Genomic DNA, 13,135 nt, shown 5'->3' on the forward strand with positions numbered 1-13,135 from the left:
ATGTGCCAAGAAATTTAATTGTATAACGGCTTCTATAATTCATACGTGTTTAATATTTTTGGCGTTCAGATGCTATAAGATAGATATATCTTGTATATTTGTATGCCAAATGTATATTATGAGCTGGATGGTGAAGTTTCAGAGCTATTTTTTTCTTTCTGTTGCTTTCCTGTTGGGAAGTGTTGCCCCGTTGTATGGTAATGTCTTCAATTTCCTTTTATTGATATTTGTTCTGTTATTGTGGTGGAAGAATGGAAAGCAGGTATGGACGAATTTAATGTCAGAACGATTGTACATTGGGGTTAACGTGGCATTCTTACTTTACTTTTCATTGCATACGATTATCGTTTTACTAAAGGGGAATCCTATCGCTAAGCCTAGTTACGGAACGTTTGAAGCTTTAGCTCTTAATTTTGTTTTGGTCCCTATTTTTGTTGTGACATGGAAAGATTGGTTGACGCCGGCTTTGGTGAAGCGTTTCCTTTTTTATTTTTGCGTGGGGTCTTTATTGTTGAATCTGTATATTCTTCTCATGATAACGGGTACCCGTTTGTTTACAGCCCCGGGCGAGGCTTTGGGAATGTTGTATGATAATCGGTTCGGGGAAAATAGGATTGTCTTGGGAAGTAAATATTGGTTGGAGGTTCAAGCTATGCTTTTGGCAGTATCTGCGTTAATAACTTATTTCCTAACAATCATAGAAAAGCGATGGAATAGAAAGATATGCGTCATCTGTATGTTTTGGATGTTCGTGTTATTCCTTTCTTTCACGGTTACTAAATCAGCTATATTCGGCTTTTTACTTGGTTTTTTAGTCATGAATATATATTTGTTCAAAAAGTTTTCCTTTTGGCGGCGTGTTTGGGTTTTTGGAGGAACTTTGTTGGTTGTATTGACTTTTGTATTGCTTTCGGATTTGAAAAAGTATGAGGAGCGGATAGAGGAGATGGAAATAGAGATGCGGAATGTTCGGGATGGTCAATTCGTGGGAGGAACTTTGGCTCCAAGATTAGCATTTATAAAAGAAAGCTTCAAGCATTTAGACGAGTTTTCATTATGGGGATTGGGAGTCATGACGAAACATCGGATTAAAGCGTGGTACGAGGCGTCTGATCTAAATATTGCGCAATTCAATAACGTGAATAACGCTTTTCTTCAATATTGGATTACAGGAGGAATTGTCGGATTGTCGGTTATCCTCTTTGTGTTTTTTGCGTCGATTTATCGAATGATCAAGAGAAAGAAATTTTCGTTCTTGATACTTGCTATAATATGTGTATTCCTGGTTGTGAGTAATTCATGTGTTACTCTATCGTGGGCAAATTCACGAGCTTTGATGTTGATATTTTTTGCGATGTTTTATTTTTACGGGGATATATTTTTTCAATTGGAAAATGATCTCTCCCGTGATAAACCTTCTTCTATTTAAGCAATTTCCCTTTTCGGCTGAGTTTGACAGTGAATCCGAAATTGTCTTTGAAAAGTTTTCCTAAATCCCCATAAATACCTGTTTCTACCGAGAATGGTAAGTTGTGGAAGGGAAGGGTTACCTCTAAAGCTCCGGAGAATTGGTCTTTATTGAATTTATCCTTATACGTTCCGTAGTTTTTGGAATACGAGAGCATTAGCTTGTAAGGAGTGGTTTTCCATGCCATACCTTTTATTCCGATATGGTGGGCGATGACCCGGTTGTTGATAATTCTAATCAGATTACCGCTTAAACCGGGAGTCATGAACGGGCTACCGATGACTTGCCCGTATAGCGTCCAGCCATTGGCATATTCTCCGTTATTGAAATAGTTGTCACATCCCCCGAGTACTTTTCTGCCATAAAAATGACTATTCGGGTCTTGTTTTGCAATTTCATCCGGTGTTGCTGGGCGATCATGCCGGGAACCGGATTGATATTTCGTGTAATAAAACTCGTATATTACATCAGAAATCCATTGTTCGGGGTTCTTTGAGCCATAATAAAAGCAATATGTGCCATCCGGGAAGGAACGGAAGTCTGTGCCTGAGCCGTCTTCAAAAGGAATATCGTGATAGAATGATAAGATGTAATTGTCTGCTAAATAATTAATTCTTAGATGTTCCCTCCCCAAGTGATTCCCTAAGGCATTGATCGAGTCGCTAACAGTAGATCCCGCACCTCCTCCTTCGGCGAAAATAATCCGAGAGTAATCACTGAAAGAACCCGGTTGTTTGCCCAAAGTAGGATGTTTACCAGCCCATTGTGCCCAATGTTCAAGTCCGGCAATGATTTCCAGGCGATGATGAGGCTTGATTTTCACGTAGAGAGATTTATTGTGCAGGCGGATGTCTTTCATGTAACTATCGTCAATCATCATGTAATCAGCCCAATTGAATTTGAAGGCGATAATTCCTTTGGTCAAGGGCACTTTAATAAATTCACTTCTCAAGTTATACCCGGGGAATGTCCGGGAGTTACCTGATCGGACGAAATCTCCATTGGTGGAGGAAACGCCGTTATATTGCTCTTCCGGGTGAATCATACCAAGGTCAAGACGAAGATTGCGCCAACGGGCACTGGCGAAAAGTTGGTCTAAGATGATCTTGTTTCCCGGGCGGGATAAATACCCTCCGGCAGATATCCCATATGCGAATTGAATCTTATGTTTGTTCGTGAAATCGGAATATAGCCCCAGTTCGAGGAGAGTACCGTTCCCGTTTGGCATGAGTCCATGCCGGTTGCTTACAGCCCAAAAGGGTAATGTCTTTTGTGTGGAAACGAATCCCGATAATGATGCGTTATATACAATATCTCGTTTTTGTCCTTGCCCTGATAAAGAAAACAAGATTACAAGAATGCCTACAAATAAAATTCTCATGGCGCCGATCTAATACACGTCTATACTTCTTCAGCGACAAATGTATCTTTTTCTAACTTAAAAGACGTCGTTCTATGATGGAAATATCTTCTTTGTAAGTTAATTTAACATTAGAAGGCGACCCTTCGATGATTTTGATCACCGTGTCCGGCAAATAGCGTTTTACCACTCCACAGTCGTCCGTGCTGAAGAAATGGGGGTCTGTTAATGCTTGATTATAAGCTTCGCGTAATGTTTCCACTAGAAAACCTTGTGGGGTTTGTACCTGAAATAGGGTAGAGCGATCGGGAATCTTGTTCACGAATTGACCGGATGTATCACTTTGCAGAATCGTATCGGTGGAAGGAATGGCTGTTGTACAAGCCGGATAATGATCGAGGGCTTCGATTGTATCGTCGATCATGTGCTGGGTGACGAATAACCGGACTGCGTCATGGATGATAAATTTGCATTTTTCGTTCGGGTAGGCGTTTAAAGCAGCCAAAGTAGAGTGGTAGCGTTCTTTTCCGCCGGGAATAATCATTTTTACCTTGTGGAAACCTTCGGCAGTGACGATTTTCCGTGTTTCATTCAAGTAATCTTTATGGACGACAATAACGATTTCGTCGATATGCTCGTTTTCCTCGAATGTTGTCAACGTGTGAGCCAATACCGTTTTCCCGGCAATAATAATAAATTGCTTTGGTAGTTCGCTGCCTAAGCGACGTCCGGAACCTCCGGCTAGAATTACCCCAATGTTCTTCATAACAATTGAAAATTGAAAGTTGAAAATTGAAAATGCAGATGCTCAATTTTCAATTTCTTCTTGTGTACTTAATTCAAATTCGAGTTCTCCGCCATTCATGATTTCGTCATGGGTGATCCATGTACGATCTAGGGATTCTCCATTCAATAATACTTTTTTCACGTAAATATATTGATCGTTTTCCCGGTTGGCTTTTATCACGAAACGGCGGTCTTGTCCAAGTTTGATAATTACTTTTTCAAACATCGGAGTTCCTAACTGATATTTGTCGTCACAGGGATTGACCGGGTAGAATCCTAATGCGGAAAAGACGTACCATGCAGACATTTGCCCGCAATCCTCGTTGCCGCATAGCCCGTCCGGACGATCCGTGTAGAGTTCCCGGCGGATTTTATCCACATAATATTGCGTTTTGTAAGGTTTGTCCGTGTGGTTAAATAAATAAGCCACGTGATGAGAAGGTTCGTTTCCGTGGGCATATTGTCCGATCAATCCACTGATGTCGGGAGAGGCATTACTGCCTTCTATGACAGAAGGAAGTGTGAACAGGCTATCCAATTTGAGTGCAAAGTTTTCCTTTCCCCCGTGCAAAGCGATGAGCCCTTCAATGTCATGGGGTACAAACCACGAGTATTGCCAAGCGTTTCCTTCCGTGTAATCATCATCCCGGTGTGTGGAAGAGAAAGGAGAGAAGGGGGTTCTCCAACTGCCGTCGGCTAATTTGCCTCGCATGAGTCCGGTCGAGGGATCAAACACATTCTTGTAGTTTTTGGATGATTCCATGAAATAAAGGTAGTCGTCTTCTTTGCCCAAAGCTTTTGCCATTTGCGCGATACACCAGTCATCGTATGCGAATTCAAGGGTTTTGGATACCGATTCTTTTTCCAAGTCACAAGGTATATAATTGTATTCCCGGAAAACTCCCAACCCGTGTCCCTTGGAAAGAGAAGTTTCCTTCATCGCCTCGTAAGCTTTTTCAACGTCATATCCCCGTATGCCTTTCAAGTAAGCTTCCGTGATGACCGGAATGGCGTGGTTGCCGATCATGCAATGGCTCTCGTTACCCATTAATTCCCAGTTCGGCAATAACCCGTAGGCCTCGTAATGCCGGATAAACGAGTTAACCATATCATTTACCCTGTTTTTTTGCGTGATGGTGAATAACGGATGCGAAGCTCTGAACGTATCCCACAGCGAGAATACGGTATATTGGTTTTCTTTGCCTACACTATGGATTTCCCCGTCCGGACCTTTGTAATTCCCGTGTGCGTCCGAGAACAGGTAGGGGGCAAGGTAAGCGTGGTAAAGGGCAGTATAAAATGTTCGTGTTTGTTCTTTTGTTCCGCCTTCAACTTTGATTCGAGATAAAGCCCGTTTCCATTGTTGTTTGGCTTCCCGGCGCACTTTGTCAAAACTCCAGTGAGGAAGTTCCCGGTCCAGATTAGCTGCAGCTCCCTCGCAATTGGCAGAGGATATACCGACTTTTACCAATACTTTGTTGGTTACAGTTCCGAAATCTATCCACGCGTATCCTTTGTCGGAAACGATTTTCTGCCCGTTCTTCAGTAGTTGCAAGGAATCGCTACCCGCCCAAACATCAACGTCCTGCGAAAATTCCATGAAGAAATAGACGTTATGCTCTCTCGCCCAACCGGTGGATTTACGGTACCCTTGTATCGTGCGGTTATTTATTTTCTTGATGGAGGTCATCACTGTCCGATCCCAATTTCTAGCCGTGGTTAAATCCAAGGTCACCCCGTAAACGGAATTTGCCGGGTATTGGTAAGCGTGCATACCGCAACGGGCAGTGACAGACAATTCAGTCTTTATGCCATTATCGAAGGTCACACTATAAAATCCCGGTTCCGCGATCTCGTTAGCATGGGAGAACTTGGCGTACCCGGACGTGATAAAGTCGATGGCACTTTCTCCTGGTTGCGGTCTACCCGTGACCGGCAGAAGACGAATATCCTGCAGGTCTCCGATTCCGGTACCGCTCAGGTGTGAATGTGAAAACGAAGAAATAATGCTATCACTGTAATGATAGCCGGAACACCACTCCCAACCGCTACGTGGGTTATCCGGACCGAGTTGGATGCCTCCGAATGGTATGGCGGCTCCCGGGAAGCAATGCCCTTGCCCGGCAGTTCCAACAAATGGATCAACGTAGTCCGTAACTCGAGTTTCTTTTTCTTTTCGGCAGGACGTGAACGTCCCGATAGAACAGAGCAGGAGTATAAGGAGTCGTGTTTTCATGATGTTTATTTCTAAGCGTTTAATTCATTCCATACAAGTGCGGATGCCCCGAATATAGCGGCATTCGTGGGAAGGGACGAGCGTAATATTTTTACTTTTTGTTTGAATACGTACAACATATTGGCTTCCATTTGTTCCTGTGTGGTTTTGAAAAGCCATTCTCCGGCATTTGCAACCCCTCCTTGCAGGAATATAGCTTCTGGGCTGATAATGGCAACCAGGTTTGCTAGTGCTTTGCCCAATTGTTCACCGGTAATCTTGAAAGCTTCGAGTGCGATGGGGTCTCCTTTTTGAGCTGCATCATATACTTTCTTTGCCGTGATTTCCGTGTAGGGAATATCTCTTAAAGCACTCGGTGTATTTTCAAGGGCGAGCAATTCGCAAGCCGTGCGTTTGATTCCGGTTGCCGAAGCATAAGTTTCGAGGCATCCCCGGCGACCGCAATTGCAGTATCTGTCGCCTCCGCACACGAGCGTGTGCCCGACTTCTCCAGCCAGTCCATCGTGTCCGTAAACAAGTTTTCCATTTACCACGATACCGCTACCTAATCCGGTTCCCAGTGTAATAATCACGAAATCTTTCATCCCTTTTGCCCCGCCATATATCATTTCCCCGATTGCTGCAGCTTTTGCGTCATTAGTGATAAAGGAAGGTACGCCAAATTGTTTTACTAGCAATTCGACCATAGGAATAGTACCTTTCCACTTCAAATTAGCTGCATTTTCAATGGTTCCGTTGAAATAATTTCCATTAGGGGCGCCGACGCCGATGCCAATCAATTTGACCTCCAGTTTGGATAGTTCTTTATTTACCGTTTTGTGTAAATCCAGGACAAAATCTTGAGGGGTATTATACGCTGTTGTGGGTAAAGAGCCGTCTGCCAGGCAATTCCCATTTTTATCGATGATTCCGAATGCGATATTGGTGCCGCCAATATCTATTCCTAAAGAGACAGTGGTTTGCATAAATAATATATAAATTTGACAACAACATGATTTGCATCCTAAAATGCGGTTAAAGGTAATAAAAAAATAAGAGACCGATGGGGCGATCTCTTATTTAATTACTAACTACTAACCTAAACATACAAACTTATGAAAAAAAACTGTGTCTTCTATCTGTTTTCTACATTACAAAGATAGGGCGTATTCCATGATTTAATAGTTAATAGATCGTTAATCTTTTGTGTATATAGATTTAAATCTGGCAAACAAAATGTAATAAATGCCCTCCCGGATTTATAGTTTCAAATAGAAATCTTTTGTTAATTGAGCGTAGGTTTCGTGGTAAAAATGACGTTCTATTTCGAGTATAATAGTTTTATTTTCAGTCGGTTCCTGCTTTCTTGAAATTTCCAGTAATTTGCGTTTCGGAGGTTTGTTCGGGGTCGGATGAATTGTTGTAAATTTGTTAACAAACCATTTACGAGGTTGGGCTAATGTTATAAAATGCTCCGTCTCGGGAACCGGCAGAATAACACAAAGTTTTCCTTCCGGGGTCAATAATTTTTCCGCGACGTTTAAAATATCCTCGTGAGTGAGAGTTTCGCAATGGCGTGCGAGTGCCCTGTTTAATTCCGGATTTTTGGTGGAGTTGATAAAGAAAGGCGGGTTACACGTGATAACGTCGTACAGGTAAGTCGGTTTGAAATCCTGTACCCTTCCTTGGAAAAGTCGGATACGTTCTTTCCACGGGCAGTTTTGCACGTTTACTTTCGCCTGTTCGCAAGCAACTGGGTCAATTTCTACGGCATCTATTTGTATCGTCGAATTGCGTTGTGCCGCCATGATGGCTATCAGCCCTGTACCTGTTCCAATGTCAAGTAAACGATGTGCTGCCGTCAGATCTGCCCATGCACCCAAAAGAACACCGTCTGTACCTACTTTCATGGCACATTTATCCTGACGGATCATAAACTTTTTGAATTGGAAATAATCGTTTGCCATGGCTGTCTATAAAGTTCGTGAAGTCTATAAGGTTTATAAAGTGATAAAGTAAAGAACCTTACAAACTTAATAAACCTTATAAACTTTATAAACTATTTCTTCTCTTCTTCTTTCTTTTCCTCGGCCTCTTCGAGGTTCAGCATATTCTTTTCCAACAGCAGGTTATACCATTGGATCATTTTCCGCATATCGGATACATATACCCGGTCTGCATCGTATTCCGGCACGACAGAGTCGATATAGTTCGTGATGTCCGCGGCAGATTCCTTGTGATTGATTGCCGGTTTGCCCTCTTCTTTCTCGTATATTCTTTTGAATACCTCTTTCAGGGGCATATCTTCATCTTCCGTGTATATGGAAATATCTTCAAGAGAAATAATTTTTGCGTTAGAATAAGCAGGAAAGCGTTTTCCGTCAAGTAATGATTCTACGATTAAAGCGTTCGATGTATTGCTAATTAATTTGTATAATCCCGGTTTTCCTGAGATGGATAAAATTTCTTTCAACATATTGCTTTCTTTTTGTGTTTTAATGAGGGGCAAAAATACGAATCAATGTTTAAAAGTAAAAACAATGAATTGTTTATTTTTTATTGCCCTCGTGCAACGTTTGAATAAAAAATTGCATCTTGCCTGTGAAAAGGAAAATAAACGAGACTAATGGACGAAGCGTGGGTGATTGAGGAATGCCGGAAAGGTAATCCGAAAGCACAAAAGTTTCTGTATGAATATTTCGCTCCCAGAATGATGGGCGTGTGTATCCGTTATGCCGGAAATCGGGATGCGGCTGGGGACTTATTGCAAGACGGCTTCGTGAAGATTTTCACCCGATTGAATGAATATACCGCTGCCGGAAGTTTGGAGGGATGGGTGCGGAGGATTTTTATCAATTGCGCTTTGGAAAAGATTCGCAAAGAAAGAATTTTTTCTAAAGTGATAGAGGGAGAGATTGATGTCGAGGATACCATACCTTCGGTTTTGGAAACGTTGACAGAGCAGGAGATGCTGCAAATGATCCGGCAGTTGCCCGAGGGGTATCGTACGGTGTTTAATTTGTTCGCTATCGAAGGGTTCTCGCATAAAGAGATCGGAGAGATGCTTCATATTACGGAAGGAACCTCCCGCTCGCAATATGCCCGCGCCCGGCAGAGTTTGCAGGAAATGATTAAAAAGATGTACTGATTATGGATAAGAGAGAGCGATTTGATGATATTTTCCGGGAAAGGCTGTACGATGTGGAATATAGCCCGACGGAAGTTGCTTGGGAAGGAATTTCCGCCCGGCTTCCTCGTCGTCGGCTTGTTCATGGATGGATACGTCGTGTCGCTGCCGTGGTCGCTTTATTCTTGTTGGCGGTAGGGGGTGTGTTATTTTGGTGGTACACGGATGAAGATGATATAGCTGGTCTTGCTGCGGTACAAAAGAGTAATTCAATACCTCTATTCTCAATACCTGATGCCAAATTATACGTGGCACCTTTAAGCGTGAGCGAGTTACCTTCTTATGTGCTCGGGAAAGAAGTTTTATCGAAACAATTTGTGCAGGAATGTACTATCACATCGCTTGATAGCACCTTGTATTTGTCACCTCGTGAAGAGGAAAAATCCTTTATTTCGTTAGTTAGTCATGTTAATGCCCCTTTGGTAAAGAAGTCACCTCGGAAATGGCGTATTGGCGTGGGCAGTGGGAATATGGGATTAGCAGGAGTTTCTCTAAATAATGGTGGTGATATGGCAGCGATGGATAACGTATGGAATGATAATTCCAATCCGAATGATGAAGATGAGCCCCTTTTATCCCGGGCAACTTCGACTCCTAGTTATTTGCCGGAGAGAACTACCCGGGTAAAACATTCCATGCCTATTTCGTTCGGGGTATCTTTGTCTTACCCGATAAACGAACGTTGGAGTTTTCAAACCGGATTGACATATACATACTTGCGTTCCAAATGGAAATATGTATCGAGCGATCGGGTTGTTCAGAAACAATCATTGCATTTCTTGGGCATGCCGGTTTCTGTGAATTATCGATTAACCAATTGGTCCCGTCCATATTGTTATTTTAATGCGGGAATACTGGCAGAGGTGAACCTTGCCGGAAAACTTAAAAACTCGTACGGGTACGAACATATTTGTATCCCGGGAGTGCTATGGACGACGTATGCCCGTGTTGGGGTTGCTTACCCGCTTATCCGTTTTGTTTCGGTATATGCGGAAGGAGGAATTTGTTACTATTTCGATTACAAGGGAACTGTTGAAACGAAGCGTTCTGAAAATGCTTTCAATTTTACGGGACAGCTGGGATTACGATTGAACTTTTAATATAAAAATAAAAGGATATGGAATTATCAAAGAATTATTGGAGTAAAAGTTGGGGTTGGTTGCTTTCTTCTTTTCTGGTAGTGCTTGGCTTTACAGCTTGTGATGATGACACGGGAGGAGAGTGTATGTATGGAAGTCCGACAACAACCTTTTCAATTAAAGGAAAAGTACAAAACGAGGTTGGACAAGCTTTGTCCGGAGTTCGGGTGGTTATCCCTAAGTGTGAATTTTATCAAGTTGCCACGGAGAATTTTATTCCTGATCAACCTATCATGACTGTGGAAATTCGGGATACCTTGTACACGGACAGAGAAGGTCATTTTGAACGTGTGTTTTATGATTTTCCCGCGGATACAGTTCGCTACGAGATGCAATTTTACGATATCACCCCACAACCGGGTATCCCTCCATATGAACCGGATACATTAAAAGTTACTTTCTTGCGTGGAGATTTGAAGACAAGTAAAGATGATGGGGAGTGGTATCGTGGACATGCGGAAAAGGAAATCACCGTGGTTTTAAAAGAGAAAAAAGATGAGTAATAAACCGGGAATTCGTCAACGTTTGGGATTAGAGGTCTTCCGGGCAAAACGGCAGCAACAAAAAGAGGCGCATGAACTGCGTACATTATTTTGGGAGTGCACGCTGCGCTGCAATGTTGCTTGTCGTCATTGTGGCAGTGATTGCCGGGCGAGTGTTGAGCAGGCAGATATGCAGAGAGAATATTTCTTGAGGGTGGTCGATTCCATTACTCCACACGTGAACCCGCACAAGGTGTTTGTCATATTTACCGGAGGCGAACCTTTGATGCGGGATGATCTGGAAGTTTGCGGGCGTGAATTATACAACAGGGAATATCCTTGGGGTATCGTAACCAATGGTCTATACCTTTCCCGTCAACGTTTGGATTCTTTGCTGAAAGCCGGGATGCACTCCATTACGGTCAGCCTCGACGGATTGGAAGAAGCCCACAATTGGCTTCGTCGCCACCCGAAAAGTTTCCAACAGGCAACGGGGGCAATCCGGATGCTTGCCCGTGAGGAGGAGATTATTTGGGATGTGGTGACTTGCGTAAATCAAAACAATATCGACCAATTGCCCGCCTTGCGGGATTATCTCATCGGGATAGGTGTGAGGCGTTGGCGTATATTTACCATATTCCCGGTTGGTCGTGCTGCGGATATTCCCGAGTTACAACTTTCTGACAAACAATTTGTAACGGTATTGGATTTTATCGAATCTACCCGTCGGGAGAATAAAATACAACTCAACTTCGCTTGCGAAGGATTTCTCGGTCGGTATGAAGCGAAAGTCCGGGATTATTTTTACCATTGTAATGCTGGTATTTCTGTCGCTTCTGTCCGGGTGGACGGTTCCATCTCGGGATGTCCCAGCATTCGGGCGAATTATAATCAAGGAAATATCTATCAGGATGATTTTATGCAAGTGTGGAATGAGCGTTTCGCACCTTTTCGTGACAGAGAATGGGCTAGGCAGGGGGAGTGTGCCGATTGCTCCATGTTCCGATATTGTGAAGGAAACGGGATGCACTTACACGATGAAACAGGTAAACTCCTTGTGTGCCACTTCAACAAGCTAAAGTCCAAAACGTAAATGACTAATCGAAAATAAGAACACGGGCAAAATGTACAAATCCGGAAGCCATGAAACGGTTACGCCTTTGTAGTATGATTTGCTTTGCAGAAACAGCCTTCCAAATGGTCGTTCACAAAGCCGGCTGCCTGCAAAAAAGCGTAGCAGATAGTTGAACCGAAGAACTTGAAGCCTCGTTTTTTCATGTCTTTGCTCATGGCATCCGATTCGGGAGATGTGGCGGGAATTTGGCTCAAGGTCTTGAAATGGTTGATAATAGGAGGCTGATAGGGAAAGAATGATAAGATGTACTTGTAGAAACTACCGAACTCTTCCTGAATAGCCATAAATAGTTTTGCGTTATTGATCGTGCTATTGATTTTTAGCCTGTTTTTGACGATTCCATCAAAGTGCATCAACCGTTCGATGTCTTCCGATGTCATTTGCGCTACTTTCTGCACGTCAAAGTGATGAAAGGCTTCCCGGTATCCTTCCCGTTTTCGGAGGATCGTGATCCAGGCTAATCCGGCTTGAGCACTTTCGAGTACCAAAAACTCGAATAGAGCTTTGTCATCGGTAACGAGTTTGCCCCATTCTTCGTCATGGTATTTTATATATAGTTCGTCTGTTCCGCTCCAACCGCAACGTGTATTTATGATATCTTGCATATTTTCCTAAACTTTCGTCTTAATTAATTCCCCTTTGTTTTTTGATCTTCTCGTAAGCCTCGTTGATTGCCATAAATTTCTTCTCGGCGGCTTTGCGAATATCTTCTCCCATGTAGCCAACTTTGTCCGGGTGGTTCTCGATAGCCATTTTCCGGTATGCTTTTTTCACCTCTTCATTCGTGGCGGAAGCCGGTATGCCCAAAATTTGGTAAGCCGAACCCGAATCGTCATAATACATTGCTTTGACGGATTGGTACGTGTTCGAGTCTATTCCCAGGAGATTGGCAATCCTGTCCAGCAAGGCTATTTCGTGGTTACACACGTTGCCATCGGCTTTTGCTAGCCCGAACAGGAAATAAAGTAATTGCGTGCGGGAATAAATATTCATGTTCATGCGTATTTGCATGGCGACTTGCTCGATGGAGATTTCTTTATTCAACAAGTCTTTGATGATGGCAAGGGCTTCCCGTTCACCTTCTTCCCCGAAATTATCCCTGAAAAATCGTTTCACGTACTCCAGTTCACCCTTTGTCACTTTCCCATCCGCTTTCATGAGGGCAGTTGCCAGTATCACGAGGCTGACAAGAAAATCTCCCCTGCCTGTCGGGCGGGATGCGGGGTCTTGTGACGTTTGTTGATTTGTGATAACGGTGGCGGAATCAAAAAAAGAGCCGATCCAAAAGCCCAGTAGTGCGCCGATGGGACCTCCCATCACGAAACCTAATCCGCCGCCTATCCATTTTCCGTATTTTGCCATA

Annotated in this window: 13 protein-coding genes; 5 read left to right on the forward strand and 8 right to left on the reverse strand. The window is 43.1% G+C overall.

The annotated features are described in order from the left end of the window. Nucleotides 1–127: 127 nt before the first annotated feature. On the forward strand, nucleotides 128–1,429 hold the full coding sequence (locus A3CY_RS0113050; RefSeq protein ID WP_240388160.1) for an O-antigen ligase family protein: 1,302 nt from the start codon (nucleotides 128–130) through the stop codon (nucleotides 1,427–1,429). Here A3CY_RS0113050 and A3CY_RS0113055 read toward each other — a convergent pair. From A3CY_RS0113055 to A3CY_RS0113080, 6 genes are all read right to left on the reverse strand, one after another. Next, complete coding sequence (locus A3CY_RS0113055; protein ID WP_040371781.1) at nucleotides 1,422–2,849, reverse strand: capsule assembly Wzi family protein; 1,428 nt, start codon at nucleotides 2,847–2,849, stop codon at nucleotides 1,422–1,424. The two genes, A3CY_RS0113050 and A3CY_RS0113055, sit on opposite strands and share 8 nt — an antisense overlap. A 52-nt stretch (nucleotides 2,850–2,901) precedes the next feature. Beyond that, the gene (gene ispD, locus A3CY_RS21050) at nucleotides 2,902–3,594 is read right to left on the reverse strand and encodes a 2-C-methyl-D-erythritol 4-phosphate cytidylyltransferase (protein ID WP_018338373.1); all 693 of its coding nucleotides are present in this window, start codon (nucleotides 3,592–3,594) and stop codon (nucleotides 2,902–2,904) included. 42 nt (nucleotides 3,595–3,636) lie between these two features. Then, nucleotides 3,637–5,850 carry a GH92 family glycosyl hydrolase gene (locus A3CY_RS0113065; RefSeq protein WP_018338374.1) on the reverse strand — a complete coding sequence of 738 codons (2,214 nt, stop codon included), beginning with the start codon at nucleotides 5,848–5,850 and terminating at the stop codon, nucleotides 3,637–3,639. Nucleotides 5,851–5,861: 11 nt separating this feature from the next. Next, a complete protein-coding gene (locus A3CY_RS0113070) occupies nucleotides 5,862–6,815 on the reverse strand; it encodes an ROK family protein (RefSeq protein WP_018338375.1) in 954 nt (317 codons plus the stop codon). Between the two features lie 273 nt (nucleotides 6,816–7,088). Further along, the gene (locus A3CY_RS0113075) at nucleotides 7,089–7,796 is read right to left on the reverse strand and encodes a tRNA1(Val) (adenine(37)-N6)-methyltransferase (protein ID WP_018338376.1); all 708 of its coding nucleotides are present in this window, start codon (nucleotides 7,794–7,796) and stop codon (nucleotides 7,089–7,091) included. A 92-nt stretch (nucleotides 7,797–7,888) separates the two neighbouring features. Further along, nucleotides 7,889–8,305 (reverse strand): DUF5606 family protein, encoded by a 417-nt coding sequence (locus tag A3CY_RS0113080; protein WP_018338377.1) that lies wholly within the window; start codon nucleotides 8,303–8,305, stop codon nucleotides 7,889–7,891. Nucleotides 8,306–8,455: 150 nt separating this feature from the next. On the opposite strand from A3CY_RS0113080, the gene A3CY_RS0113090 reads away from it, so the two are divergent. From A3CY_RS0113090 to A3CY_RS0113105, 4 genes are read left to right on the forward strand one after another with little or no spacing between them, the layout of a single operon-like run. Further along, on the forward strand, nucleotides 8,456–8,977 hold the full coding sequence (locus A3CY_RS0113090; protein WP_018338378.1) for an RNA polymerase sigma factor: 522 nt from the start codon (nucleotides 8,456–8,458) through the stop codon (nucleotides 8,975–8,977). Nucleotides 8,978–8,979: 2 nt separating this feature from the next. After that, complete coding sequence (locus A3CY_RS0113095) at nucleotides 8,980–10,116, forward strand: porin family protein (protein ID WP_018338379.1); 1,137 nt, start codon at nucleotides 8,980–8,982, stop codon at nucleotides 10,114–10,116. Nucleotides 10,117–10,133: 17 nt separating this feature from the next. Then, nucleotides 10,134–10,658: a radical SAM-associated putative lipoprotein gene (locus tag A3CY_RS0113100; RefSeq protein ID WP_018338380.1), complete on the forward strand. Its 525-nt coding sequence runs from the start codon at nucleotides 10,134–10,136 to the stop codon at nucleotides 10,656–10,658. Next, nucleotides 10,651–11,730 carry a TIGR04133 family radical SAM/SPASM protein gene (locus A3CY_RS0113105; RefSeq protein WP_018338381.1) on the forward strand — a complete coding sequence of 360 codons (1,080 nt, stop codon included), beginning with the start codon at nucleotides 10,651–10,653 and terminating at the stop codon, nucleotides 11,728–11,730. Before A3CY_RS0113100 ends, A3CY_RS0113105 begins: the two co-directional genes overlap by 8 nt. A gap of 59 nt (nucleotides 11,731–11,789) precedes the next feature. Here A3CY_RS0113105 and A3CY_RS0113110 read toward each other — a convergent pair whose 3' ends face one another. Further along, a complete protein-coding gene (locus tag A3CY_RS0113110) occupies nucleotides 11,790–12,377 on the reverse strand; it encodes a DNA-3-methyladenine glycosylase I (RefSeq protein WP_018338382.1) in 588 nt (195 codons plus the stop codon). Between the two features lie 19 nt (nucleotides 12,378–12,396). Beyond that, the gene (locus A3CY_RS0113115; RefSeq protein ID WP_018338383.1) at nucleotides 12,397–13,134 is read right to left on the reverse strand and encodes a TerB family tellurite resistance protein; all 738 of its coding nucleotides are present in this window, start codon (nucleotides 13,132–13,134) and stop codon (nucleotides 12,397–12,399) included. Nucleotide 13,135: the final 1 nt, after the last annotated feature.

The organism is Butyricimonas synergistica DSM 23225, from assembly GCF_000379665.1.
In the GTDB taxonomy this organism is placed as follows: Bacteria; Bacteroidota; Bacteroidia; order Bacteroidales; family Marinifilaceae; genus Butyricimonas; species Butyricimonas synergistica.

Bases quoted from the DNA above. Each gene is read 5' to 3' on its own strand.
- A3CY_RS0113050 (WP_240388160.1), top strand. From the start codon at position 128: ATGGTGAAGTTTCAGAGCTATTTTTTTCTTTCTGTTGCTTTCCTGTTG.
- A3CY_RS0113055 (WP_040371781.1), bottom strand. From the start codon at position 2,849: ATGAGAATTTTATTTGTAGGCATTCTTGTAATCTTGTTTTCTTTATCA.
- ispD (WP_018338373.1), bottom strand. From the start codon at position 3,594: ATGAAGAACATTGGGGTAATTCTAGCCGGAGGTTCCGGACGTCGCTTA.
- A3CY_RS0113065 (WP_018338374.1), bottom strand. From the start codon at position 5,850: ATGAAAACACGACTCCTTATACTCCTGCTCTGTTCTATCGGGACGTTC.
- A3CY_RS0113070 (WP_018338375.1), bottom strand. From the start codon at position 6,815: ATGCAAACCACTGTCTCTTTAGGAATAGATATTGGCGGCACCAATATC.
- A3CY_RS0113075 (WP_018338376.1), bottom strand. From the start codon at position 7,796: ATGGCAAACGATTATTTCCAATTCAAAAAGTTTATGATCCGTCAGGAT.
- A3CY_RS0113080 (WP_018338377.1), bottom strand. From the start codon at position 8,305: ATGTTGAAAGAAATTTTATCCATCTCAGGAAAACCGGGATTATACAAA.
- A3CY_RS0113090 (WP_018338378.1), top strand. From the start codon at position 8,456: ATGGACGAAGCGTGGGTGATTGAGGAATGCCGGAAAGGTAATCCGAAA.
- A3CY_RS0113095 (WP_018338379.1), top strand. From the start codon at position 8,980: ATGGATAAGAGAGAGCGATTTGATGATATTTTCCGGGAAAGGCTGTAC.
- A3CY_RS0113100 (WP_018338380.1), top strand. From the start codon at position 10,134: ATGGAATTATCAAAGAATTATTGGAGTAAAAGTTGGGGTTGGTTGCTT.
- A3CY_RS0113105 (WP_018338381.1), top strand. From the start codon at position 10,651: ATGAGTAATAAACCGGGAATTCGTCAACGTTTGGGATTAGAGGTCTTC.
- A3CY_RS0113110 (WP_018338382.1), bottom strand. From the start codon at position 12,377: ATGCAAGATATCATAAATACACGTTGCGGTTGGAGCGGAACAGACGAA.
- A3CY_RS0113115 (WP_018338383.1), bottom strand. From the start codon at position 13,134: ATGGCAAAATACGGAAAATGGATAGGCGGCGGATTAGGTTTCGTGATG.